The organism is Methylotuvimicrobium sp. KM2, from assembly GCF_038051925.1.
Classification (GTDB): domain Bacteria; phylum Pseudomonadota; class Gammaproteobacteria; order Methylococcales; family Methylomonadaceae; genus Methylotuvimicrobium.
The window spans coordinates 4,943,414-4,969,334 of the sequence record NZ_CP150634.1; the positions used below are offsets into that span (position 1 = coordinate 4,943,414).

Annotated in this window: 16 protein-coding genes; 11 read left to right on the top strand and 5 right to left on the bottom strand. The window is 50.8% G+C overall.

The annotated features are described in order from the left end of the window. Nucleotides 1–9 precede the first annotated feature (9 nt). From hflK to WJM45_RS20860, 5 genes are all read left to right on the top strand, one after another. Nucleotides 10–1,170 carry an FtsH protease activity modulator HflK gene (gene hflK, locus WJM45_RS20840; protein ID WP_341326923.1) on the top strand — a complete coding sequence of 387 codons (1,161 nt, stop codon included), beginning with the start codon at nt 10–12 and terminating at the stop codon, nt 1,168–1,170. After that, the gene (hflC, locus tag WJM45_RS20845) at nt 1,167–2,033 is read left to right on the top strand and encodes a protease modulator HflC (RefSeq protein ID WP_341326924.1); all 867 of its coding nucleotides are present in this window, start codon (nt 1,167–1,169) and stop codon (nt 2,031–2,033) included. Before hflK ends, hflC begins: the two co-directional genes overlap by 4 nt. A gap of 35 nt (nt 2,034–2,068) precedes the next feature. Then, complete coding sequence (gene ftsH / locus WJM45_RS20850; protein ID WP_341326925.1) at nt 2,069–3,967, top strand: ATP-dependent zinc metalloprotease FtsH; 1,899 nt, start codon at nt 2,069–2,071, stop codon at nt 3,965–3,967. Between the two features lie 81 nt (nt 3,968–4,048). Then, nucleotides 4,049–4,495, top strand: a complete 447-nt coding sequence (locus WJM45_RS20855; protein ID WP_341326926.1) for a hypothetical protein — start codon at nt 4,049–4,051, stop codon at nt 4,493–4,495. Nucleotides 4,496–4,702: 207 nt separating this feature from the next. Then, nucleotides 4,703–5,617 carry a TIGR01777 family oxidoreductase gene (locus tag WJM45_RS20860; protein WP_341326927.1) on the top strand — a complete coding sequence of 305 codons (915 nt, stop codon included), beginning with the start codon at nt 4,703–4,705 and terminating at the stop codon, nt 5,615–5,617. Nucleotides 5,618–5,977: 360 nt separating this feature from the next. On the opposite strand, the gene metG is transcribed toward WJM45_RS20860, so the two are convergent. From metG to WJM45_RS20880, 4 genes are all read right to left on the bottom strand, one after another. Continuing rightward, nucleotides 5,978–7,996 carry a methionine--tRNA ligase gene (metG, locus tag WJM45_RS20865; RefSeq protein WP_341326928.1) on the bottom strand — a complete coding sequence of 673 codons (2,019 nt, stop codon included), beginning with the start codon at nt 7,994–7,996 and terminating at the stop codon, nt 5,978–5,980. 690 nt (nt 7,997–8,686) lie between these two features. Next, the gene (locus WJM45_RS20870) at nt 8,687–9,886 is read right to left on the bottom strand and encodes an HlyD family efflux transporter periplasmic adaptor subunit (RefSeq protein ID WP_341326929.1); all 1,200 of its coding nucleotides are present in this window, start codon (nt 9,884–9,886) and stop codon (nt 8,687–8,689) included. Nucleotides 9,887–9,890: 4 nt separating this feature from the next. Beyond that, nucleotides 9,891–12,257, bottom strand: a complete 2,367-nt coding sequence (locus WJM45_RS20875) for an ABC transporter permease (protein WP_341326930.1) — start codon at nt 12,255–12,257, stop codon at nt 9,891–9,893. Next, nucleotides 12,257–13,045: an ABC transporter ATP-binding protein gene (locus tag WJM45_RS20880; protein WP_341326931.1), complete on the bottom strand. Its 789-nt coding sequence runs from the start codon at nt 13,043–13,045 to the stop codon at nt 12,257–12,259. Before WJM45_RS20880 ends, WJM45_RS20875 begins: the two co-directional genes overlap by 1 nt. 159 nt (nt 13,046–13,204) lie before the next feature. Here WJM45_RS20880 and WJM45_RS20885 point away from each other — a divergent pair, with 159 nt between their 5' ends. The 6 genes from WJM45_RS20885 to WJM45_RS20910 all read left to right on the top strand — a co-directional run bounded on the left by WJM45_RS20885 (nt 13,205) and on the right by WJM45_RS20910 (nt 23,837). Continuing rightward, nucleotides 13,205–14,095, top strand: a complete 891-nt coding sequence (locus tag WJM45_RS20885) for a PfkB family carbohydrate kinase (RefSeq protein ID WP_341326932.1) — start codon at nt 13,205–13,207, stop codon at nt 14,093–14,095. Between the two features lie 127 nt (nt 14,096–14,222). Then, the gene (locus tag WJM45_RS20890; protein WP_341326933.1) at nt 14,223–16,757 is read left to right on the top strand and encodes an ABC transporter substrate-binding protein; all 2,535 of its coding nucleotides are present in this window, start codon (nt 14,223–14,225) and stop codon (nt 16,755–16,757) included. 502 nt (nt 16,758–17,259) lie between these two features. Next, the gene (locus WJM45_RS20895; protein ID WP_341326934.1) at nt 17,260–18,378 is read left to right on the top strand and encodes an ABC transporter permease; all 1,119 of its coding nucleotides are present in this window, start codon (nt 17,260–17,262) and stop codon (nt 18,376–18,378) included. After that, entirely contained in the window at nt 18,375–19,703 is a 1,329-nt protein-coding gene (locus WJM45_RS20900) for an ABC transporter permease (RefSeq protein WP_341326935.1), read from the top strand. Before WJM45_RS20895 ends, WJM45_RS20900 begins: the two co-directional genes overlap by 4 nt. Continuing rightward, nucleotides 19,703–21,715: an ABC transporter ATP-binding protein gene (locus tag WJM45_RS20905; protein ID WP_341326936.1), complete on the top strand. Its 2,013-nt coding sequence runs from the start codon at nt 19,703–19,705 to the stop codon at nt 21,713–21,715. Before WJM45_RS20900 ends, WJM45_RS20905 begins: the two co-directional genes overlap by 1 nt. Nucleotides 21,716–21,938: 223 nt before the next feature. After that, a complete protein-coding gene (locus tag WJM45_RS20910) occupies nt 21,939–23,837 on the top strand; it encodes an IS1634 family transposase (RefSeq protein ID WP_341325412.1) in 1,899 nt (632 codons plus the stop codon). Nucleotides 23,838–24,420: 583 nt separating this feature from the next. On the opposite strand, the gene zwf is transcribed toward WJM45_RS20910, so the two are convergent. Further along, nucleotides 24,421–25,890 (bottom strand): glucose-6-phosphate dehydrogenase, encoded by a 1,470-nt coding sequence (gene zwf, locus WJM45_RS20915; protein ID WP_341326937.1) that lies wholly within the window; start codon nt 25,888–25,890, stop codon nt 24,421–24,423. Nucleotides 25,891–25,921: the final 31 nt, after the last annotated feature.

Consider the following 25,921-nt stretch of genomic DNA (forward strand, 5'->3'; position numbering starts at 1 on the left):
GAGTCCGCTATGACTTGGAACAATAAAAATAATGGCCCGGAGGAACTAGGTGAAAATCCTAAGTCCGATTGGGAAGCTCAATTCGAAAATATATGGCGAGGCATCAATAAAAAGCCGCAAAACTTTCTTAGCCGTCATTACAAACCAATATTCGCTTACTCAAGCGCCGCGTTTTTGATTGCCTGGTTTGCCAGCGGCGTTTATATCGTGGACCAAGGCAACCGAGGCGTAGAAACCCGCTTCGGCGCCTATCAAGCCACCACAATGCCTGGCCCGCATTGGCATTTACCTTTCCCAATAGAAGACGTCTCTATCGTCGACGTCGAACAACAACGTTTCATTGAAATCGGTTATCAAACCGGAGGGCGTCAACTTGGAAACGGATCTGACTTACCCGAATCGCTAATGCTAACCAAAGATGAAAACATTATCAGCGTTAGGTTAGCCATTCAATATCAAATTAAAGATGCCAGGGATTATCTATTCAATGTCAAAAATGCCGAAGCCACGCTTAAGCAAGTGACCGAGAGTATCGAGCGGGGCGTTATCGGCAAAAATAATATGGACTTCATCCTAACTGAAGGCCGCAGTCAAATTGCCACAGCAATCAAGGATCAGGTACAGGAAGCGATGGACCAATATCAAACAGGTTTGCGTATCGCTAGTGTCAACCTTCAGGATGCTCAACCCCCCGAAGAAGTTCAAAATGCTTTCGAGGATGCCATTCGGGCACGAGAAGACAAACAAAGACTGATCAATGAAGCCGAAGCTTATGCCAACGAAGTGATTCCAAAAGCTCGAGGCGCTGCGGCACGATTGATTCAGGAGGCCGAAGCATACGAGGCACAAGTGGTCGCCAGAGCAACCGGCGAGACGCAACGCTTCGATCAATTATTGGTCGAATACGAAAAAGCGCCCAAAATAACCCGCAAACGCTTGTATCTCGAAGCTAAGGAAAAACTTTACAGCAACACCAACAAAGTAATTGTAGCGGTTGAAAACGGAAATAATATGTTCTACATGCCGATCGATTCTATGCAGAAAAATGGCGAACAGAAAGCCGGTAGCCCTAACCAAAACTCTATTGCGCAAATCGAAAAGGCCGCCCAAACCGACACCCGAAAACCCATCTATGCTTCTACCATCCGTTCCAGCAGGAGCAGACTATGAACTCATTACCTAAACAGTTATTGGTTCCCACCGGTTTATCGGTGCTGATTCTTGGTTATATGTCGGTGTTTTATGTTGGTGAAAGTGAAAAAGCGATAAAATTTCGCTTGGGCGAAATCGTCGAATCCGATTATCGGCCGGGCCTTCATTTCAAAATGCCGTTAATCAATAATATCAATGCATTCGATGCCCGTATTCAAACTCTTAATGCCAAATCCGAACGTTTCCTGACTTCGGAAAAGAAAAATGTGATTGTCGATTCTTTTGCCAAATGGAAAATCGGCGACGTTGGTCTGTTTTATACAACGGTCAGCGGCGATTCTTTTCAAGCCAACCTTCGACTCGATCAAATTATGAAAGATGCGATGCGCGGCGAATTCGGTTTAAGAACCATTAAAGAGTTGGTTTCCGAGGATAGAGGCAATTTACGCAAGGTGTTGATGGAAAAATTAAGCCCGGTCGCTGAACAATACGGCATCGAGTTGGTCGATATACGCATAAAGCGCATTGATTTGCCGGACGAAGTCAGCAGCTCTGTATTTCGTAGAATGGAAGCCGAACGCGAAAGAGTTGCCCGAGAATTCCGCTCACAAGGCGCGGAACTTGCAGAACAAATTAGCGCGCAGGCCGATAAGGAACGCGACATTATTTTGGCCAACGCTTATCGAGAAGCCGAACAAATACGAGGACGTGGCGATGCCAAGTCGGCCGAGATCTATGCGGTCAGCCATGGCAAAAATGAAGAGTTTTATGCATTCCACCGAAGCTTGAACGCCTATCAAAAATCGTTCGAAAATACTCAGGATACTCTGTTATTGGAACCGAAATCGGATTTCTTCAGGTATTTTTCGAAAGAAGAATGATATCCTCATACATCTCTAAAGAGGAGAAAATTTAAATGAAATCAAATGCACTTAAAATCGTCATCTGGATAGCGGTAGGGCTTACGCTATTCACGGCATTTAGCCGAATGGGTCCGCAAAACGACAGTAACTATGCCTTGTCATACTCTGACTTTATCGAAGACATACGGGCCGGAGTCGTTTCTGAAGTCACGATCAACGGCGAGGAAATCAATGGTCGCCGGCGTAACGGGGAAAGGTTTATGACCTATAACCCTAACGATGCCAAAATGATCGACGAATTGTTGGAATACGGCGTCAAAATTAAAGTAGCTTCGCCACCGAAACAATCGATGCTGATGCAGATCTTTATCTCATGGGCACCGATGTTATTGCTGATCGCAGTCTGGGTTTATTTCTTCCGAAGACAGCAAGGCGGCGGCATGGGCGGCCAGATGAATTTCGGTAAAAGCAAGGCCAAGTTGCTTGAGGAAAACCAAATTAAGGTCAAATTCACTGATGTTGCAGGCGTCGAAGAAGCCAAGGAAGACGTCGTCGAGATGGTCGATTTTCTGAGAGACCCCGCCAAATACGAATTCCTCGGCGGTCAGATACCGCGTGGCGTTTTGATGGTCGGTCCTCCGGGAACCGGTAAAACACTGCTGGCTCGGGCCATTGCAGGTGAAGCGGGTGTTCCGTTCTTCTCGATATCCGGTTCGGATTTCGTTGAAATGTTTGTCGGTGTCGGTGCCTCTCGCGTTCGCGATATGTTTGAACAAGCCAAGAAACGCGCGCCTTGCATCATCTTCATCGACGAGATCGATGCGGTTGGCCGTCATCGCGGCAACGGCATGGGCGGCGGCAATGACGAACGCGAACAAACCTTGAACCAATTGCTTGTGGAAATGGACGGCTTCAATGGCAACGAAGGCATCATCGTTATCGCCGCGACCAACCGCGCCGATGTACTCGATAAAGCCTTGCTGAGACCGGGCCGATTCGACCGACAAGTCACGGTCGGCTTACCCGATATCAAAGGCCGCGAGCAGATTCTCGGTGTACATATCAAAAAAGTACCGCAAGCCGCAGATGTCAACATCAACGACCTGGCCCGAGGCACGCCCGGCTTTTCCGGCGCGGAACTCGCGAATCTGATCAACGAAGCGGCTTTATTCGCGGCGCGTAAAAACAAACGCGAAGTGAACATGGAGGATCTCGACAAAGCCCGCGACAAGATGCTCATGGGCGCCGAAAGAAGAAGCATGATGATGCGCGAAGAAGATAAGTTGATGACAGCCTATCATGAAGCCGGTCATGCCATCGTCGGTCGAGTCGTTCCGGAGCACGATCCGGTTTATAAAGTTAGCATTATGCCCCGTGGCGGTGCATTAGGCATCACGATGTTCCTACCGGAACGGGATTCCTATAGCGCCAGCCGGGATAAGTTGGAAAGCCAAATCGCCAGCTTATTCGGCGGTCGCGTTGCCGAAGAAATCATTTACGGCAAGAACAAAGTGACCACCGGCGCTTCGAATGATATCGAGCGCGCCACTCAATTGGCCCGCAACATGGTGACTAAGTGGGGTCTCTCCGATCGCCTCGGACCGATGGATTATGGCCCGGATCAGAATCAAGGCTATTTCGGTCCGCAAAATAAAGCAATGTCGGAACAAATGGCACGCTTGATCGACGACGAAATTCGATCGCTGGTCGACAAAAACTATGAGCGTGCCAAACAGATTCTCACCGATCGCATGGACATCCTTCATAACATGGCGGATGCATTAATGCAGTGGGAAACCATCGATAAGTTTCAAATCGATGATTTAATGAACGGCAAAAAAATTGCGCCTCCGATACCGGAAGATGATGACAAGGACGAACAGCCCCCTGTTACGGTGACACCGGATACAACGGGCGGCAGCAATATCGGTCAAAGCGGCCTGGCAACCTAAACCTAGCCGCCGAAAACGTCCTCCTCTATAAAGTCCTCCTGTTCGGTTCTTTCAGGAGGACTTTTTTTTAAGGATAATTTCATGAATAGTTTTGCTACAAAAAGCTTAACCAGCTTCAAATATGCGTTGGAAGCTAATTATTATGTCTCTCTGGCTGTCAGCGTCGCGGCAGCAACCCTATCCTTTACGACTACTAACCAAGCATTTTTCGAGCTCAACAGCGACCTTTACGGCCCTTTGAGTAATAACATTAAAATCATGATGATTTATATTGTTCTAGCGGAATTATCGATGTTCGCCTATTGTTTCATGAAGCAAAGCTATAAAGAATTGACAGCCGCCGGTCTTTTTTTGATTTTGTTGAGTGGTGCTCTGGAGTTTTATGGTCGCGTCAATCAAATTCCGATCGATCATACTTATCGCTTGTTTTTTCTCTATGCCGGGCTTTCACATATAGCTTATGGTTTATTATCATTCCTACCCGTAAAACAGGAACACGACGATCAACATGTCGAAGAATCTCGATAAGCAAGCCGGCTAAATTTATTATTGCCACTCTCACTACGGAGCCCGAGTCATGAATAAATACTTCGCACGGCCACATTTGCGGCTTTCTGACGCGTTCTTTTGTCCGATAGCTGCGTTGCGAAAACAGTTACATAGCTTGCTATGCGCCTGTTTTCGCGTTTTGCTACCGAACAAAATAACATTGCCATTAAAACCGCAAATATGACCATGCGAAGTATATTACTAACAGGCGGCACCGGCTTTATCGGAACTCTTTTGACCAGACAATTGAGCGGCCAGGGTCATCAACTAACGGTACTTAGCCGAAATCCCGAACGCGTTCCGTTAATTTGCGGCCCCGGCACAAAAGGCCTGGACAACCTCGACAACATCACTCCGGACCAACGATTCGACGCGGTCATTAATCTGGCCGGCGCGCCAATTTTCGACAAACGATGGACCGAGGCGCAAAAACGCATTATATGGGATAGCCGGGTCTTATTGACGGATCGTTTGTTTGAAACGCTGGAACGATTGGCCGTAAAACCGGAAGTCTTGATAAGCGGTTCGGCGATTGGCTATTACGGCAATCAAGGCGACACGGTTATCGATGAAGAAACGGCTGCCAAGGACGATTTTTCACATCGTTTATGCTCGGCCTGGGAAAACAGTGCGCTTCAAGCCGAGCAACTCGATATCAGAGTTTGTTTAATACGAACCGGTTTGGTGCTAGGTCACGGAGGAGGGCTACTACAACGGATGCTCTTACCCTTCAAGCTTGGCCTGGGCGGTAGAATCGGTCCCGGCACCCAATGGATGTCTTGGATACACCGGCAAGATTGGATCAACATCGCCTGCGCAATGTTGAACGACGACTCGATGCGCGGCCCGTACAATGCTACGGCACCTAAGCCCGTTACCAATCGCGAGTTCACAGAAACGCTGGCCGCCAGCTTGAAACGTCCTGCCTTACTGCCGATTCCCGCTTGGGCTTTGAAGCTACTGCTCGGTGAAATGTCGGAACTATTGCTTGGCAGCCAACGCGTCATGCCATTAAGACTCATTAATGAACTAGGCTTCAGTTTTGAATATAACGACTTGCAATCGGCGCTTAACGAGGCCTTGTCACCCCACCGTGATTGAATACTCTCTTTTGATCGAGAAACTATCTAAGAATACTAAGTTATTTCAATTGCTTATAATTCCCATGTACATCACTAAGCAGGCTGGGGTTTGCAACCCCGTCCTAAACGTTTCGTCATACCGCACCGCTTTACCCAGCTTTAACAAGTGATGTGCCTACCGCCTATGCTATTGAAATAAAATAATTAAAAATCATGCCAAATTTAACTTTGCAGTGCCATTAAATTAATTATTAAATATTTATCAATTACTTATTGACGCTAAATGTTAAGGCTGGGTTAATATTTCGCAAGCCTCCCGAGCCTAAAAATGGTACGCGAAGCGCACCTGCGACTCGTTTGAGCTTTTAACCTATCAGCCTTATTTAACGCGCATACCCGGCACAGCCCCTTGATCCGGACTCAGTAACCAAATGTCCTTGCCGCCGGGCCCGGCCGCCAGCACCATGCCTTCGGATAGGCCGAAACGCATTTTTCTCGGTTTTAAATTGGCGACGACCAGCGTTAATTTGTTGACCAAGTCTTCCGGTGCGTAGGCCGATTTGATGCCGGCAAAGATATTGCGTGTTTCATCGCCGATATCGACGGTCAATTGCAACAACTTGTCCGCGCCTTCGACATGTTCTGCTTTGACGATGCGCGCGATACGAAGATCCAGTTTGGCAAAATCGTCGAACTCGATAGCCTCGGCGATCGGGTCGAAATGTTTCGGTTTCGGCTCCTCGGTTTTTTGCAGGTTTTCCTTTGAGGCTTCGACCACCGCAGCGATCTTGTCCGAATCGACACGAGTCATCAACGGTCGGAACACATCGACCTGATGATCGAGCAACGGCTCGGCTTTATCCGGCCAGGCCTCCGGTTCCAAGTTCAGAAAAATCTCGGCTTGATGCGCCATCGCCGGCACGACCGGCTTTAAATAGGCGATCAGTAATCTAAACAAGTTGATGCCCATCGAGCAGACTTCATGCAGCTCCGCGTCTCGACCTTCCTCTTTCGCGATCAGCCAGGGTTTTTTCTCGTCTATATACTGATTGGCGCGATCTGCGAGCGCCATGATTTCACGCATTGCCTTACCGAATTCCCGCGTTTCATAACAACGTGCAATACCTTCATTAGCCTCGATGAAATAATCAAACAGGTCCGGCTCCGAACAATGTTTCGAGAGCATACCGTCGAAACGTTTATGAATAAAACCGGCGCAACGGCTGGCGATATTAACGACTTTACCGACTAGGTCGGAATTGACGCGCTGAGTAAAATCGTCGAAATTTAAATCGATATCGTCGACGCCGGAACCGAGTTTCGCGGCAAAATAATAACGCAGATATTCCGGGTTCAGGTGGTCGAGATAGGTGCGCGCTTTAATGAAAGTGCCGCGCGATTTGGACATCTTTTCGCCGTTAACGGTCAAAAAACCATGCGCGAAGATTGCGCTCGGCGTTCTAAAGCCTGATCCCTTCAACATTGCCGGCCAAAACAATGCGTGAAAATAAATGATGTCCTTGCCGATGAAATGATAAAGCTCGGCATCGCTTTCCTCGGCCCAGAAATCGTCGAAATTCAAGTCTTCCTCGCGCTCGCATAGATTTTTGAAACTAGCCATGTATCCGATTGGCGCATCGAGCCAGACATAGAAATATTTGCCTGGCGCATCCGGTATTTCGAAGCCGAAATACGGCGCGTCACGCGAGATATCCCATTCCTGCAGACCGTTTTCGAGCCATTCGTTCATTTTGTTGCCGACTTCATTCTGTAAATGGCCTTCGGCGATCCATTCTCGCAACATGTTCTCGAAATCCGGTAACTTGAAGAAATAATGCAGCGATTCTTTTTCGATCGGTTTTTCGCCGGAAACGACCGATACGGCATTTTTCAATTCGGTCGGCGAATAGGTCGCGCCGCACGCCTCACAGCTGTCACCGTACTGATCCTTTGCGCCGCATTTCGGACAATCGCCCTTAATGAAGCGATCAGGTAAAAACATGTTTTTGACCGGATCGAAAGCCTGCGTGATGCTACGCGATGAGATATGCCCGCCCTCGCGCAAACGTCTATAGATCAACTCGGCAAGCGACTTGTTTTCTTCAGAGTGCGTACTATGAAAATTGTCGAACGCAACGCCGAATTCGGTAAAATCGGCCAAATGCTCTTCGGCGGAGCGGGCGATTAATTGTTCGGGCGTGATGCCTTCGCTGTCGGCCCTAAGCATGATCGGCGTACCGTGCGTATCGTCGGCACAGACAAAATAGCATTGCTGATGCCGTTGTTTCTGAAACCGTACCCAAATATCGGTTTGAATATATTCGACCATGTGTCCTAAATGAATCGGACCATTGGCATAAGGTAGAGCACTGGTAACAAGAATTTTTCTGTCTGACATGGCTTTAACCGGCGAAAATATGATGGGAAAAAACACGCTATTATGACATAAAACCACATTTTATTGGGACTCGCTAAACAACGATAACCGATAGCTTACCAATGCATTGACTTTCAATATCCTGATGGATGAAAAACGGAGAAGGGCAGGCTTTTACTGTGAAAGTTCGCAATTCCTCTGGTGAAGCAGAGCGTGGGAACGAGAAATATGAAAAACAATGTCGGTTCCGAGGAGGGTGCGGTTGCTCGATCGGCAGGCGTCGGCGGCAAGGACAGCCGCCGTCGAGCCTACAGGGACGTATTCACCCAGCACCTAAATTCCATAGTCCATTGGCTATGGTTAACTATCTTGGATATACCCATCGCAGATCAAAATTCGGCACCAGGGTGTCCGTCAAAGGACGCCGTGAATACATCCCTGTAGGCTCTATGCCAGCTCCATGCTGGCAAAGCCTTTGCCGCACACCCTGGCGCCTCCTCAGGCACTGCCGAAATTTGAAGTGCGAAAGGTATAATTCATCCAGCACCTAAATAAGCCATGATTTTGAATCATTGCCAAAGACCTATGGAATTTAGGTGCTGGGTTCACGGCGTCCTGTCGGGCGAGTGACCGTACCCTCCCCACCAGAGAACTTTCATTTGCCGGGGCGATGGCTAGACCTTCATGAACGTTATTTTGAAACACGCTGCCTTAAGAACCAAATGACGCAACGCGCGTGCCTTCGTCTATCGTATCATCGGGATGGTCGATTACCTCCTCTCCGAGTACGAGTCCTTCCAAAATTTCAGTCAATAAACCATTAGTCTGGCCTGTCCGTACCGATCTCAATCGAGCACGCCCATTTTCAACAACAAATACGGCCCTGCCGTCGTTGTGACGGAATAATGCATTACTGGCAACGGTCAGTGCATCTGGTTGTTCCCAAACGATGAATTTTGCTTCCACTCGGTAACCATCACCTAAGCGCCGCCAGATTTCTGAGGCAGAACGAATGTCCGCGATGACCACTACACGCTGCTCTTCGACTCCTAGCGCACTGATTTTAGTAAAGCCCGTCGGTTTGATGATCCGCACGACGCCTTCGAGTATGTCATTGCCTCCCCAACGCTCCAATAATACACGCCCACCGGGTTCGATACGTATCGCATCATGAGATAACACCTCAACTTCGATTTCCAGATTATGCGTATCGCCGACTTCCAACAACAAGTGTCCGGCAGGCACTACGCCGGCGCTTTTCTGTTCGATGTTTAAAACGCGTCCACCGATAGGCGAGCGCACTTGTACGGTTTCAACCGGCTTTGAAGTATCCGCTACAGCCGAATAACGAAGCGCCGCTTGCGCTGCCTCTAAGTCAAAACGGGCCACCTCGATTGCCGAATTAGCCGCTTGCGCCGCGGCTTTCAAGGCCAACATACGACTGCGTGCCTGGTCGAATTCCGAACGCGATATCAAACTACGCGATATCAATTCTTCGCGGCGGCGAAATTCTACCGAAGCATGTTCGGCCTCGGCACGGGCTTGTCCGGCTGAAGCCTTGACACGCGCTAAGGCTGAGCGTGCCGCGGCAACTCGTGCTTCCGCTTCCGCTCGGCTGCGGGGGTCCAATACTGTCGGCGGCAAGGGATCGATCAAGGCCAGCGGTTGACCTAGCTCGACAACATCGCCAACTTCCAGATCGATGCGTCTAAGGTAACCCGCCACTGGCGCATAAAGCATGTAACGCTCTTTAACTCGTGTTTTGCCTTCTTCTTCTATAATAATCCGCAACGGCCTGCGCGCAACGATGCTCGTTTCGACCAATACCGGTCTAGGCCAGAAACCCCATGCAATCGCCAGTATAACAAGCGCCATTAGTGCCGATATCCCTACAAAACGTCCTGACGGCATTACTTTACTCCCGTGTTTTTAATACTTCGATAAGATCGAGACGACTCAACTGCCGCCAGATCAACGCAGCAGTTACTGCAAAGGAAATCAACACGATGGAAGCCGCTAAAGCATAAGTCGACGGAACTACGATCATCGGAATGCGGTAAAGATCGGATGAAAATGACTTTGCAATGTAACTCGACAGACCGATTCCAACCAGAAAACCGGGAGGAATGGCCGCTAGGGTCAGCAAGCCTATTTCACCCAGCAAGATGTAACCGACTTCGGCGCGGGTAAAACCCAATACTCGTAACGAGGCAAGCTCCCGACTTCGTTCCGAAAATGCGATACGGGCCGAATTATACACGACGCCAAAAGCGACAAAGGCGCCCAGCAGGGCAGTGATAAAGGAAAACCATAGAATCGTTTTTTCCATCATTTCATTGAACTGTTCGATTGCCGTATCGCGAACGATGGTTCCAGCAACGCGCGGCATGTCTCGAAGTTGATGATAGAGGTTGATTTGATATTCGGGATCCACAGACAATCGTACACCGGAAATTGCGGGTCCTTCATGCATCAAACGGTTGAGTGTCGAGCGATTCATATATGCATTGACACCAAGATATTGCCGTGAAGTACCTACGACAGGGACCTTAAATTCAAACCTATTGCCCTCAAGAACTTCAATCGTCAGTAATTGACCGGGCTTGATTTGGAGAATCTGCGTTGCCAGGTAATCGGACAATATAATTCCTTCCTCGGGAATATCGATAGACTCAAGCGATGGGTTCAATATCCGCTGCAGTTCCCCGCCGGGTTCTATGCCGTCGACTTTAAAACGGTAACTGCGATTGCCGTGTATCAGACGAGCGGAAACGGATCGGAAGCCTTCAATATGATTCACTCCTTCTAATGCTCCTAACGAATAGAGCGCACGATACGATGTCGGATCGTTGAACATGACGGTTAAATCTTCACGGCTACTCAAGCCATACTGCACTTCGATAATCCAATTGATTGCATCCCGTTGAAAATTGGTCATCATCAAAATACCGCATGCGGCTGCGATACCCAATATCGTTAATCCTGCCTTGACGGGCTGCCGCGCGATGTGGCGAATTATCATACGCGACGGTTCGTCAAGATGTTTTTGTAAGCCGATACGCTCGATAAGCGTAGCTCGGTAGTTTAGAGGCGGTTCCGGGCGCATACCTTCCGCGGGCGGAAGCTGAGCGGCTCGCCGAACGGCAAAAGCTGTACCTGCCAGCGCTGCAAATAGGGTAACAAACACGGCTTGCGACATGACAGCAGGGTTCAATATGAAATGAAGATAGGGAAAACTATAAAGCTGTTGATACATGCTGCATAAGGCGTCTGCAAACCAAAGCCCGAGTGCGACTCCTAACACTATCCCAAAAAATGTTATGCTTATAACCAATTTGATATAGTGCGCTGCAATTTGCGATGTTGCATAACCGAATGCCTTCAGTGTCGCAATTTGTTCACGCTCTGTTGACACCAATCGACTGATGACGATATTCAATAGAAACGTCGCCACGCTCAAAAAAATCACTGGAAAAATGGTTGCCATGATTTCAAGGGCATGCAATTCATCGGTAATGAATCGATGACTGAACTGATCTTTACGACTGTAAGCGCCTAACCCGCCATAACGAGCAAGAATAAGATCGATTCCATCAATAACATCGCGCTCGGATGCACCCGACTGAAGCGAAAAAATTACATTGTTGAAAGCACCATCCATATCGTAGGCTGTAGCAAGCGCCTTACGGCTCATCCATAAAATGCCGTAACGTTGATAATCCGGAAATAGTCCTCCCGGCGGAATCGCATACATATACTCTGGCGTTAAAACAATGCCGGTAATATTAAGACGTTTGCGATGTCCTCGGATAATCACCACGATACGATCACCCGGCTTTAAACGATGCGCATCGGCAAAGGCTTCGCTAATCGCCACTTCGTTTCCGGGACCTGCCACCGGCAATCGTCCGCGCCGCACATATGGCACATTGAGCCGAGGCGCACCAAAATCGGGTAATGAAACAATGCGGCCGGTAATGGGATCGTCGAAACCTTCTACCTGGATATTAATAGCCGCCACGACGCGAGTTTCGACTTGGTTGATGCCCGGCAATTCCTCGAAACGCTGCGCCACTGCTTCGGGAGCCCGTACCAAACTTACGAATACTTCGGCGAAACGTTGATTAATGTAGTAACTCGTTTGAGTTAATTTGAGCGATTCGTAGGTAACCCGCGACATTATAAAAGTCGAGATACCGCCGATGATGACCAGAGAAATGGCCAAAGTCATACCTCGCATCAGCCAAAGATCGCGTAGTAATTTGCGGTTGAGCGCCCGCATTACCAGCTCAGTTCCGACGGCGATTTACGCGCTTGATTAAAGTCGGAACCTATAATACGACCATCGGCTAGCCGAATCACATGATGCGCCATTTCTGCAATGACTATGTTGTGGGTGATAACCACTGCCGTGGTGCCGAGTTCACGATTTGCACGCTCGAGCGCTTCCAAAACAACGATTCCGGTCGATGAGTCGAGCGCGCCGGTCGGCTCGTCGCACAATAAGACAGAAGGATTTTTAGCAATGGCCCGAGCGATTGCAACCCGCTGCTGTTCTCCTCCGGAAAGTTGGGCCGGGAAATGATCCAACCGTTTACCCATGCCGACAAGCTCGAGCGCATCTTCCGGTGTCATCGGTTGTGAAGCAATCTCGGTGACCGCGGCAACATTTTCACGCGCGGTCAGGCTCGGAATTAAATTGTAAAACTGAAATACAAAGCCGACATGGTCGCGACGAAATGCGGTCAACTCTCTCTCATTGCCGACGGTAAGGTCTTTATCACTGTATAGCACATGGCCGGAAGTCGCGGTATCCAGACCGCCTAGAATATTCATGAGCGTGGATTTTCCACTCCCCGATGCACCGAGTAATACGGCGAATTGGCCTCTATACAGATCAAGATCGACATTGCGCAATGCGACCACTTCGACTTCGCCCATACGATAAATTTTCGTGAGTCCGCGAGCCTGGAAAACAATTGGCGATTGTTCGACTATATCTTTACCGATCAATGCTTTTTTAACGTCTTCGTTCGAAAAGGATCGAAAAGATAGGCTTTTTTTCATCATCGAAAATAGATTGCATGTTTATTTGTAAAATATTATCGCATTAAAGTGTTTAAATAGAGATTATATAAAAGGCGTAATCTATGCTGAATTTCTCTATTGATCTACGATGCGTATAAACTGCAACACTTGCCTCAGTAATAACTAGCATTTATTCCGCTTATGAATCAACCTACGACTTGTATCGATGTCCTTTGCGCAGGACAAGCGACTTACGATTTGATTTTTTCGGTCCCGGCTCACCCCAACGCCGATGAAAAAGTGTTTGCCGACCGCTTTGCCGGCTGCGGTGGAGGGCCTGCCGCCAATGCCGCGATAGCGGTTGCCCGACTTGGTTTCAATGCGGCTTTTGCCGGTTATTTAGGCGATGACTTATTCGGTAACAAACATTGGCTAGAATTGCTCGATGATGGCGTCGATACTCGTTTTATTATTAGAGGCAAGGCACCGACACCACTGTCGGCAATACTGGTCAAACCCGACGGCCGGCGGTCACTGATTAATTACAAAGGCGCAACCCGACCCTTGCCCGCCAGTGCGATCGATTATTCGAACCTCGAAACCAAGGTCATGCTGTTCGACGGTCACGAACCGAATATTTCCTTACAATTGGCGCGCTATGCAAGATACAACGGTATTCCGACCGTGCTCGACGCAGGCTCGGTACACGAGGGCAGCATCGGCTTATTGGACTTATCGGATTACTTGGTTGCTTCGGAAAAATTCGCGCGGCAATACGCCGGCGACATATCCGCCGCATTGAGGCGGCTAGCGGAAATATCACCGGCTGTCGTGATCACCTTGGGCGAAAACGGTTTGATTTGGCAACGCGGTAATGAACAAGGCGAGCTGCCGGCCTATCCTGTGATCGCGATCGATAGCACAGGCGCCGGCGACGCTTTTCACGGCGCATTCGCCGCCGCATTGGCCGCAGGTCAAGACTGGCCGGATATTTTGAATTACGCCAGCGCGGCCGGTGCGCTATGTTGTACCAAGACCGGTGCCAGATCCGGATTACCGACGCAGGAAGAAGTGCAAGATTTCTTACGTTAGATTTGCTTTATTTGTTATAGCTGGATAGCTGTTTGACATCGCTTTTTTTAAATCATAGCATGCCCGAAATGCACAATCTCTGTGTCAAACGAATGCTTTCCATCCACTTTACCGATGCGAGCAGCACATGAACAAACTCGTTCTTGCCATGATTGCCCTATCGGTTCTCGCGGCGCTTATTTTCATTTTTTACTTGAAAAACGAGGGCTCGGCACCAGCCTTCGTCGAAACCGGTCGGCAATCTTCCGAAGAACGACAAAACGATGGTCGCCGCGGCGCCTTGGTCGACCAGATCGTCTTTACCCAGCAAGGCGATATCGGACAGGTGGTCAACCTGATCGAAAGCGGCAGCCATCATATTTTCACGCAGGCTATCACCAGCACCACGGTTTTTCAGCGTCTTCGCGATTCGAAAAACGCCGACTACGATATTTCCTACGGCAGCTCGGTGGAACTGACCCTCAATCCGGCTGGCCCCCATTTCGCCAATGGCGAACTCAATCCCTTTCATGTTCCGGCGATACGCGAAGCCCTCAATCAACTGATCAACCGCCGCTATATTGCCGAAGAAATCTACGGCGGATTGGCTGTCCCGCGTTTTCTCCCGCTGAGCACCGCATTTCCGGATTATGCGCATTTGGCCGACGTTGCCAGAGCTTTAGAACTTCGTTATCAACACGATCCCGAAGCCGCCAAACACATCATCGATAGGGAAATGCAGTCTTTGGGTGCTCGATTCGAACAGGGCCGCTGGTGGTATCAAGACCGGCCGGTACGTTTGCGTCTATTGATCCGAACCGAAGATGCGCGCAAAAATATCGGCGACTATATTGGCGCGCTGCTCGAGAATCTCGGGTTCGAAATCAGCTATCTCTATCGAACCGCCGGCGAAGCTTCACGCATTTGGCTTGCCGGCGATCCCCATGCCGGCCATTGGCATCTGTACACTGGCGGTTGGGTTGCCAGCCGCATCGAGCGCGATCTAACCGATAGTTTCAGCTACTATTACACGTCCAAAGGCCGCGCCGACCCTTTATGGCAGACTTATCGCCCTTCGGTCGAATTCGACGAGATTGCCGACCGCTTGCAACGCCGCGATTACCGCACTTGGCCGGAGCGTCGGGCTTTAATGAGCCGGGCACTGCAATTGGCCTTGGAAGATTCTGTACGGGTATGGCTGGTGGATCAAATCAATGCCTGGCCCCGGGCTCATAATGTGAGACTGGCGGTCGACCTAGCCGGCGGTGTTTCCGCCTCCGCACTGTGGCCCTATACCTTACGATTTGACGATCAAGTCGGCGGAAACATGGTCATAGGCTCGCCCGGCTTGTTAACCGAACCTTGGAATCCGGTCGCCGGCAGTAATTGGATCTTCGACCAAAAAATCATCCGCGCCCTACAAGACCCGCCTTTGTTGCCGGACCCATTTACAGGCCTGTATTGGCCCCAGCATATCCAATCGGCTGACGTCACAGTCCAATATGGCGTGCCATTGATCATCAGTCACGATTGGCTGACGATACACCGGGCCGAAACCATAAACGTTCCCGGCAATGCCTGGATTGATTGGAATAGTCATGACAAGCGCTTTATCACGGTCGCCGAAAAACACCCCGATGGCCTTGAAGCGCGCGGCCGCATTCGTATTCGCTATAAGGACGATTATTGGCAACGGCGCTGGCACGACGGAAGCACGTTATCCCTGGCCGATTTACTGCTGCCGTGGATTCTTAGCTTCGAGCGGGCTGATCCGAACAGTCCGTTGTACGACAGCGCCCATGTGCCCAATTTCGAATCCTTTCAGGGTCATTTCCGGGGATGGCGTATCGTCTCGAAACAACCTCTGATCATCGACATCTACAGCGATCAAATCCATCCCGACGCCGAGGTTACGGTTGCCGACAAGAGCCCTAGCGTCTTACCTTGGCATACCTTGGCTCTGGGCATTTTAGCCGAACAAAACGAGCGTCTGGCCTTTTCCTCGCACAAAGCCGACCATCTGCAAATCGACTGGTTGAGCCTGGTGTCCGGCCCTAGCTTGCCGATCATGCAACAATTGCTCGAGTCGGCTAGGCTTGAAGGTTTTATTCCTTTTACCTCGCTGCTGAAACACTACTTGAGTCCCGACGAAGTAGAAACGCGTTACAAAGCACTAAGCGACTGGTATGCCGAACGCGGTCATTTTTGGATCGGCAATGGGCCTTTTTATCTGCATTCGGTGCATCCCCTAGAAGGCAGCATCGTGCTGCGCCGTAACGAAGATTTTCCGGACCCCGCCGACAAATGGCTGCGCTTCGCTCAACCGGAAATCCCCGAATTAGTCATGGGAGGTCCGATCCTCGTCAAAGCCGGTCAGCCTGCGACATTCGACTTGCAAGTCACATATCAAGGAAAGCCCTATCCGAACGACGCCATCGACGAAGTCATCTTTTTATTGTTTGACGGCGATGGCAAGCTTTCGCTTAAAGGTAAGGCTGAACCGTCCGAGAACGGCATTTGGCGAGTGACTTTAACTGCAAGGCAAATTTCTCGACTCGGTGCCGGCGCCAATAGTCTGGAACTGGCGGTTAAATCCAACCGTATCGCGCTGCCGTCGTTCGCCTCTCACGGCTTCGCAACCTTACCCGCCGACGAGCCGATTCCCGAAGGTATCGAACCATGAACGGGTACTTACATAGCACAATGTTTATCATAGAAAAAGCATTTCACCATGAAGATCATGAATAATAGGAAGTTAATTCAATAGCTTATTACGCGTTTGTATAGAACTTTCGCTCACCAAAAAGGTTAGCGAGAAGGATTTGGTAAGTTTTTGGAATCCTTCATGAACTTCATGTGCTTCATGCTTAAACTGCCGAATTCAGGTTTATAGCTTGTTTTTTATTACCATGAAGGGCATGAAGATAATGAAGGAAAGAAAATTGAGTGCTTTATCAACTGTCCCAATACCGTAATATAGAATTTTCAAAACCAGTTAACCTAGAAAAAGTATTTCATCATGAAGAATAGGATATTAACTCAATAACTTATTATGCGTTTGAATAGAGCTTTCGCTCACCAAAAAGGTTAACGAGAAGATTTTGGTAATTTCTTGAAATCCTTCATGCACTTCATGTGCTTCATGGTAAAAAATTAAGTGACATATTTTGGAATCAACACCCCTCATGAACCCTAGTCAAGACCCAAGTATTCCGAAGAAAGCTGAGGGATTGCTTCGCGATCTCAAACTGATGCTGTTGTTGACCGGCAAACGCGTCATTGCGTTGATGCTAATGGTTTTGATCGGCGTCTATCTCACCATATTGATTGCCAACATGGGAGGGCGCGTGGACGAATTGCGCCTGGTGCAAATCCGTAGCGAAATTTCCGAAGCCGTGCGCGGCGACTTGTCTTTCCGCGAACTCGACAGCGAGGAGCGTAATCAACTGATACAACGCCGCGTAGACTTGGAAGTTCAAAGACTAAACCTGGACCGACCTTTTCTGCTGCGTAGTTTCAGTTATCTTTACCGCGCGATGCGCCTAGATCTAGGGCGTGCCGAACAGATGCACAGCGACAAGGGCTCGCGCGAAGTCCATGCCATCATCCTCGAGCGCTTGCCGGCCACCTTGCTTTTATTCGGCACGGCCAATCTGTTGATTTTTTTCTTGTCCGTCTATACCGCCTTATGGCTGTCCCGGCACTACGGCAGTTTCATGGATCGTATCGTCATCGTTTTGGCACCGACTTCAGCGGCACCGGCTTGGTTCTACGGTATTTTTTTGATTCTATGCTTCGCTTTCCTTTTGCCGATACTGCCTGCCGGCGGCATGGTGCGGGCGCCGCCGCCGGAAGACAATTGGAACTATACGCTCAGTGTTTTGAAACACATGGCTTTGCCGGTACTGGCCATGCTGGTGTCGCAAATTTTCATTTCGATCTATTCCTGGCGAACCTTCTTTTTGATTCACTCCAGCGAAGATTACGTGGAAATGGCCAGAGCAAAAGGCTTACCTTCGCGGATGATAGAGCGACGCTATATTTTAAGGCCGACGCTGGCGCCGGTCATTACCAGTTTCATGCTGATGCTGATCAGCATGTGGAGTGGTGCGATCATTTTAGAACGAACCTTCAGCTGGCCAGGCCTTGGCACTTTGATCTTTCAAGCTATCGGCCATCATGATACGCCGGTCATCATCGGCTCGGTGGTGATCTTCGCATATTTGCTGGCCTTCTCCATCCTGGTGCTGGACATCGTGTACGGCATCGTCGATCCGCGCGTACGTATTGGAGTCTCCCGATGAGATACTGGAGCGAACGACTGTGGGAACTGCGCCGTTATCCTTCCGCGTTACTCGGCATGGCGATCATTTTCTGTTTAGTCGGTTTATCGATTGTTACGGTTATCGCAATACCCTATGACGAGGCCCTCGATCGTTGGCGCGGAGGAGACTATTGGCGCATGCATCCGCGAAATGCCGAACCGGTATGGCTGGATCGACTGAAAGGCGGTAATAAGCCTAAAACGTTGATTATTTCCAGCCATGACGCCGAAACCGAATCGGTGACTTTCTCCGGCGGTAGACGCTTGAGAATACCCTTACATTTCGACTATGATTTTTCCGAGTTTCCGAGTGAAATCAACTTGTTTCTGAAGTCGGAAAAGCACACCCGGGAACCCTTTGCCCGACTGACTTGGCATACCCCCGACGGGCGCGAAATACCCTTAGGAGGACGTCGTATCACGGCCAACGACCGTTTTTCGCTATCCCAGGATTGGGCATTGGAACGCCGTCTGGGCCTACTCCCCCATGTGGGTTTGCTGGCGCGGCCCGGCACTGACTCGCCTGACGTTTTGCCCGGACGCTACACGCTGGTCTTGGATGCCGTATTATTCGACGAAGCCGCCGAAATCACCGCCGAACTGGTTGTTTATGGGCACGTTCACGGCCTCGCCGGTACCGATCATCAGCGCCGCGATTTGCTACTCGCGCTGCTGTGGGGTACGCCGATCGCGCTGGCTTTCGGCCTCTTGGCGGCTGTCGGCACGACGCTGACGACCTTAGTGATCGCAGCGGCCGGCGTCTGGTTCGGCGGGCGCCTCGATGCCACCATCCAACGACTCACCGAAATCAACATGATTTTACCGTTGCTGCCGATACTGGTCATGGTCGGAACGCTCTATTCAACCAGCATTTGGCTAATGCTGGGCGTCGTGGTGCTGCTCGGCATCTTCAGCGCCAGCGCCAAAATGTACCGAGCAATGCTGCTGCCGATACGCGAGTCTCCATACATTCAAGCCGCGCAAGCCTACGGCGCCAGCGATAGCCGCATCATTTTGCATTACTTGGTCCCGCGCATTCTGCCGGTGCTGATTCCTACCTTCGTTACGCTGATCCCGGCCTTCGTTTTTCTGGAGGCCTCGTTGGCGGTGCTAGGGCTCGGCGATCCGGTGCTGCCGACTTGGGGCAAGGTGCTCAATGACGCGCAAAACGAAAGCGCTCTGTACAATCACTATTATTATTGGGTGCTGGCTCCGGCTTTGCTGCTAATGCTGACAGGTCTGGGTTTTGCCTTGCTCGGTTTTGCGCTGGATCGCGTGTTCAACCCCAGGCTACGGCGGATCTAATGATGACAGAACCCCTGCTCAAAGTTGAAGATCTGAGGCTTGCCTATCAAACCGAACGCGGCGTCGTCACTGCAGTAGATGGCTTGAACTTCGAAATCCGGCGTAATGAAGCGCTAGTGTTGCTGGGCGAGTCGGGCTGCGGCAAAAGCTCGTTGGCCAAGGCCCTGTTGCGGGTACTGCCGCGCAATGTCTATCACTATTCGGGCCGAGTACTGCTCGACGGTGTCGACATCATGGCCCTAAATCCCGAGCACTTTCGCCGGGACGTTCAATGGCTGCGTATTTCTCTAGTGATGCAGGCTTCGATGAACGCCTTGAATCCTGTCGTGCGAGTCGGCGAGCAAGTTGCCGAGCCGTTGTGGGTGCATCGCGGCTGGTCCCGAAATAAAGCTATGGCCCGTGCCGGTGAAGTGTTCGAGCTGGTAGGCGTCTCCGACGATTTTCTGAAGCGCTATCCTTTCGAACTTTCCGGAGGCATGCGCCAACGGGTGGTACTGGCAATGGCCTTGGTCGCGGAGCCGGAACTGGTGATCATGGACGAGCCGACTTCGGCGTTGGACGTTCTGACGCAGGCCGGCATCATGAATCGATTGAAACGCATCAAGCGGGAATTGGGCACCAGCTTCATGCTGATTACTCACGACGTCGCCACATCCAGCGAAATCGCCGATCGTGTCGCGCTGATGTATGCGGGTCAAATCGTGGAACTTAGCAGTGCCGCACAGTTTTTTGCAAAACCGGCCCATCCTTACGGAAAGCTGTTGATGGATAGTGTCCCTCGCCTGCATCAGACCCGGCAACCCGATCACATTCCAGGTCAACCGCCGAACCTGATGCTGCTGCCTTCGGGCTGCCGTTTCGCCGATCGCTGTCCGGCCCGATTCGACCACTGCGATGAAAATCCTGTGCCGATAGCCTTATCGGAACGAAACGAAGTGCGTTGTTGGCTTTATGCGGACCGCACCGAAACCGACAAGCCGCGAGGATTACATAACACTCCGACTCCCGTTTTGGAAACACGGCCGTTAAGCAAAGAGGTTTTGGTTAGCGCCCAAGACTTGCATACCTGGTTCGAATTGAAGCAATGGGGATTTATCCGGGCGGGCTATGTGCGCGCGGTGAATAGCGTAAATTTCCATCTCTATCGCGGCGAGGCGGTTGCCTTCGTCGGCGAAAGCGGTTGCGGCAAAAGCTCCTTGGCGCGCACCTTACTCGGTCTACATAAGCCGACTCAAGGCGAAGTCGTCTTCGAAGGCCGCCATATGCATGACTTAAATAAGCATGAACTCAAGCAATACCGGGCGCGTGTCGGCTATGTGCAGCAAGACCCTTTCGGCGCGCTGCCGCCCTTCATGACAATCCGTCGCGCCTTGAGCGAGCCGCTGATCATTCACGGCGTAAGCGACTCGAAGGAACGTGAAGCACGCATTCGTGCTGCACTGGAGGAAGTGCGCCTGTCGCCGGCCGACGATTATTTGCCGAAGTTTCCTCACATGCTCAGCGGCGGTCAGCAACAGCGGGTCGTCATTGCCCGGTCGCTGATTTTACAACCGGCGATGATCATCGCCGACGAGCCGGTCTCGATGCTGGACGCCTCGGTACGCGTCGAGATCCTGCGCCTGCTGCGCACGATACAAAGCAAGCGCGAATTGACGCTGGCCTTCATCACGCACGATTTATCCACCGTGCGGCATTTCGCCGATCGCATTTTCGTGATGTACGGCGGTCGTATTGTCGAAGCGGCCGTTGTCGACGATCTACTCGACTTTCCGCAGCACCCCTATACGCAAGCCTTGCTGGCGGCCACCTCCGACCCCGATGCCGAGAATGCCTCTCAAGAACGCGAATTGCCGGGCGGCGAACCGCCCAGTCTGCTGCACCCGCCGCCGGGTTGCAACTTTCACCCGCGCTGCCCGCATGCCATCAAAGGGTTGTGCGATGTCGAAGAACCGCCGGAATTCGAACCGCGCACCGAGCATTATTCGGCGTGTTGGTTGCATGAAGAAAAATAATGCTGCAATACTGTTTGAGTTTAATTCCTCAAGCGAACACTAATGGCCTAACCCACCTTTAACATTTTCTAGTAAATATCTATCATTCGCAAAAATTATTAATTTTTTAACTAATTGATATCATTGGGCTATAAAAATCGACTTCCTCGAAAATGGCTAATGTAGTGCCATAAAATGCCTTAGGCATCTTGCGCCGCCTCGCGGTTTGCGCTAAGTTGACGGCATGTTTATTCGACGCACTCAAACCCGCTGCAGAGCCACCGGCGAACCTCATGAGACTTATCGACTGGTTCATTCCGAACGCATCGGTCAAAAAGTTAAACAGGTCACACTGCTGAATCTAGGCCGGCATTTTTCGATCCAGCCCACTTTTTGGCCGGCCTTATGTCGCCGTGTCCTGGAGTTGTTATCGTTGCAAACGAGTTTATTCGATCCGGACTTACCTCAGACGGTGGCCTTGGCCGCGGAACATATCGCCGCGCGCTTGTTGGCGGAAAGCGCGCCATTGCTCGTGAGGCTTTCGTTGATCCCGACCCCAGCCATGAGTGTCGTCAATGAAGCCGCACAGGCGGCTTCGGAATCGGTCTCGTCGGAGCCACCGGAGTCCCGGACTCCCGCTGAAATATATACCATTGATGCGAACTCGCTGGAATTAGCGAGGCCCCGTTCGATCGGTGTCGAGCAGGTCGGTTTGGCGGCGATGGACTTGGTCAATTTTACCTCGCTGCTGATGGGACTGGGTCTCTCCGGGCCGATACGGGCGGCGGTCGTGGGTTCGATCATCGGGCGCATGGCAGCGCCGGCTTCTGAGGCCGCCACGCACCGTTGGCTAGGTCAGCGCAGCGGTTTGGGCGAGCTGTTGGACGTCGATTTCGAACGCATGAAGCCGATCACGTTGTATCGGGCTTCAGACGCTTTGATGAAGCACCGGGACGTCATCGAACGCACGCTGTTCAACCGGGTGCACGATCTGTTCGGTTTCGAGACCACGGTTACCTTATACGACTTGACCAATACCTACTTCGAAGGCACGGCGGCCGCCAATCCGAAAGCGCAACGGGGCCGCTCCAAAGAAAAGCGCCGCGACTGTCCACTGGTCACGCTGGGCTTGGTGCTCGATGGCAGCGGCTTCGTCCGCCGTTCCCAGACCTTCGACGGCAATGCCTCGGAAGGCAAGACCTTGGCCGAGATGCTCAAAGACCTCGGTGCACCACCCGGCGCCTTGGTGGTCATGGACGCAGGCATCGCCACGGAAGCCAATCTCACCTGGCTGCGCGAACACGGTTACCGCTATCTGGTCGTCAGCCGCGAACGCGCTCGGCAATTCGAAGCCGACACCGCGATCCCGATCGAAACCGCCGCCGGCTCCGCCGTCCACATCCAGCGCATCGACGACAGCGAACACCAAGAAGTGCGCTTGTATTGCTACTCCGAACAGCGCGAACAAAAAGAGCGCGGCATCAATCAACACCTGTGCGAGCGCTTCGAAGCCGGATTACAAAAAATCGCCGACGGCCTCCACAAGCCTCGCGCCGAAAAGCGCCTCGACAAACTGCAACAGCGCATCGGTCGGCTCCAAGAAAAATACCACGGTATCGGCCAGCATTACACGATCGAACTGACCCCGGATGAGACCGGCGAAAAAGTCATCGGCCTGACCTGGTCGAAACAGCCCAAAGCCGGCAGCCGCCTGAGCCATCCCGGCGTCTATTGCCTCCGCAGTAACGAAACGCAATGGGATGCTGAAAAACTGTGGCGCACCTATATCATGCTCACCGACCTGGAAGCGGTGTTTCGTAGCCTTAAATCCGAACTCGGGCTTCGTCCGGTCTACCATCACAAAGAAGTCCGCGTCGACGGCCATTTGTTCATCACCGTCCTGGCCTATCAGTTCGTGCAAATCATCCGCCGGCAACTGAAAGAACACGGCATTCACGACCGCTGGTCCACACTGCGCGACATCTTGTCCGTTCAGCAGCGCGTCACCGCCTCCTTCCGGCGCGCCGACGGCGGTATTCTGCACATCCGCAAAAGCACACAACCGGAAGCGGAATTAGCACGGATTTACCACACATTGGGCCTTGACCCGCTTCCTGGAGGTGTACAAAAAACTCTACTATAGATCGAATTACGCTTAAAAAACGCCTATGTAGTGCCTTACGGTCATTTATGATCCAATAAAATATTGATTCATAAAGAGTTTTAAAGTTAGGTGTCAAACATGGGCTAAGCTATCGAAAAAACCATTTTTAGTTAATTGCTGTGTTTCCGGTTTTTAAACTCAAAATATTTCCTGATTAGCAAGATGCTTCAGCTTACCGAAGCCAAGTGTCCGAGCAGGAGCCAGTCGTAGTCGCAAAAACCAAAAATATGCTGTTACCCAAGCTCCGGCTTGGGTAACCTGTTCAGGAAGCTGGAGCTTCCGGGGGGGGGGGGCTTTCCCAAGCTGGAGCTTGGGAAAGAGCGTGATGTGGGTTGGCCGTTTTAGCTTGACGCGCATGGCTTGCGAACCCCGTCCTGCTATGGATATGCTGATCTTTGGGCTTTAGCTGAAGAAGCTTACTAATCAGTAAATATTTTTGAAATTATTGGTGTTCATAGGCTACTAATCGCCAGGTGTAGGGTGCGCATCGCGCACCTGAGTCGGGCTCTTGACGGCTCGGTACCGTGGAAAGATGCGCGATGCGCACCCTACCAGACTGCACTTACTCTTCCCAGGCCCGACCGTCACGCGCCAGCAATGCGACCGACGCGACCGGCCCCCAACTTCCTGCGGAATAGGGTTTTGGCGCGATTTTTCTACGCGCCCAAGCATCTTGTATCGAATCAACCCAAGCCCAAGCCTGTTCGATTTCCTGCCGACTCAGGAACAAGGTCGGATCGCCGCGCATCGCTTCCAAAATCAGCCGCTCGTAACCGCCGAAAAACGGACTGTTTTTGAACGTTTCAGAAAAGCTCAAATCGAGCTTATTCTGCTGTAATGTGATACTACCGCCGATACCGGGTACCTTATTGAGCATTTCAATTTCGACACCTTCCTTCGGCTGTAAATGAATGATCAACTTATTCGGCGGCAATTCGCGGTAACTGTCCTTAAAGATATTGTGCGGCAAGCGCTTGAAATAAACGACGATCTCGGTACGTTTGTTTTGCATGCGCTTGCCTGTGCGTAAATAAATCGGCACGCCGGCCCAGCGCCAATTATCGATATCGACACGCACCGCGACGAAGCTTTCGGTGGTACTCTCCTTATTGGCACCTTCCTCCTCGGTATAGCCAGGCACGGCTTGTCCTTTCATGTAACCGGCGGTGTATTGCCCACGCACGGTTACTTCTTCGACATTGTCGGCGGTAATCGGACGCAAGGCTTTCAACACCTTGATTTTTTCGCTATGAATGCTTTCGGCTTCCAGCGACGCGGGTGGTTCCATTGTGATAAAGGTCAAGATCTGCAATAAATGATTTTGCAGCATATCCCGTAGTTGACCGGTTTTATCAAAATATTCCCAACGGCCCTCGATTCCGACTTCCTCGCCAACGGTAATTTGAATGTGATCGATGGTATTGTGATTCCAATTAGTCGTGAAGATCGAATTGGCGAAACGCAAGGCCAACAAATTCAGTACCGTTTCCTTGCCTAAATAATGATCGATACGGAATACTTGATCCTCTTGGAAGACTTCGGCGACGGCATCGTTAATTTCCCGATTGGATTTCAGATCGTTACCGATCGGCTTTTCCATGACCACACGCGATTCCCGGGTCAAAATTTTCGCTTTATCGAGTCCCTGGCAAATATTTTTGAACAAAAACGGAGCAACGGCTAAATAATTGACCAGTACCCTGGATTTAGAATCGATGACCGCATTCAATTGTTTATATTGATCGAGCTGAGTTAGGTCGATCATGAGATATTGCATTCGAGCCGAGTAACGCTGCCAGACTTCATCGTCGATCGTTTCGTTCAGATAAGACTGTAAACTTTTCCTCGCGACTTTAACGAAACCGCCCTCTTCGAGAACATGCCGGTCAATACCGATGATACGAGTCTCGGGCTCGATCAATTCGGATTTTTCGAGCCGATATAACGAAATTAATAATTTGCGCGTCGATAAATCGCCTAACGCGCCATATATGACCAAGTCGCAAGGTTTGAATTTTTGATTTGATTTCATTGAATTTGATGAAGAATAAACCGATTTTCGG

Coding starts and splice junctions, on each gene's coding strand:
- WJM45_RS20895 (WP_341326934.1), top strand. CDS start 17,260: ATGAACCCTAGTCAAGACCCAAGTATTCCGAAGAAAGCTGAGGGATTG.
- WJM45_RS20855 (WP_341326926.1), top strand. CDS start 4,049: ATGAATAGTTTTGCTACAAAAAGCTTAACCAGCTTCAAATATGCGTTG.
- WJM45_RS20900 (WP_341326935.1), top strand. CDS start 18,375: ATGAGATACTGGAGCGAACGACTGTGGGAACTGCGCCGTTATCCTTCC.
- WJM45_RS20880 (WP_341326931.1), bottom strand. CDS start 13,045: ATGATGAAAAAAAGCCTATCTTTTCGATCCTTTTCGAACGAAGACGTT.
- WJM45_RS20860 (WP_341326927.1), top strand. CDS start 4,703: ATGCGAAGTATATTACTAACAGGCGGCACCGGCTTTATCGGAACTCTT.
- hflC (WP_341326924.1), top strand. CDS start 1,167: ATGAACTCATTACCTAAACAGTTATTGGTTCCCACCGGTTTATCGGTG.
- metG (WP_341326928.1), bottom strand. CDS start 7,996: ATGTCAGACAGAAAAATTCTTGTTACCAGTGCTCTACCTTATGCCAAT.
- hflK (WP_341326923.1), top strand. CDS start 10: ATGACTTGGAACAATAAAAATAATGGCCCGGAGGAACTAGGTGAAAAT.
- WJM45_RS20910 (WP_341325412.1), top strand. CDS start 21,939: ATGTTTATTCGACGCACTCAAACCCGCTGCAGAGCCACCGGCGAACCT.
- WJM45_RS20875 (WP_341326930.1), bottom strand. CDS start 12,257: ATGCGGGCGCTCAACCGCAAATTACTACGCGATCTTTGGCTGATGCGA.
- WJM45_RS20870 (WP_341326929.1), bottom strand. CDS start 9,886: ATGCCGTCAGGACGTTTTGTAGGGATATCGGCACTAATGGCGCTTGTT.
- WJM45_RS20890 (WP_341326933.1), top strand. CDS start 14,223: ATGAACAAACTCGTTCTTGCCATGATTGCCCTATCGGTTCTCGCGGCG.
- WJM45_RS20905 (WP_341326936.1), top strand. CDS start 19,703: ATGATGACAGAACCCCTGCTCAAAGTTGAAGATCTGAGGCTTGCCTAT.
- ftsH (WP_341326925.1), top strand. CDS start 2,069: ATGAAATCAAATGCACTTAAAATCGTCATCTGGATAGCGGTAGGGCTT.
- zwf (WP_341326937.1), bottom strand. CDS start 25,890: ATGAAATCAAATCAAAAATTCAAACCTTGCGACTTGGTCATATATGGC.
- WJM45_RS20885 (WP_341326932.1), top strand. CDS start 13,205: ATGAATCAACCTACGACTTGTATCGATGTCCTTTGCGCAGGACAAGCG.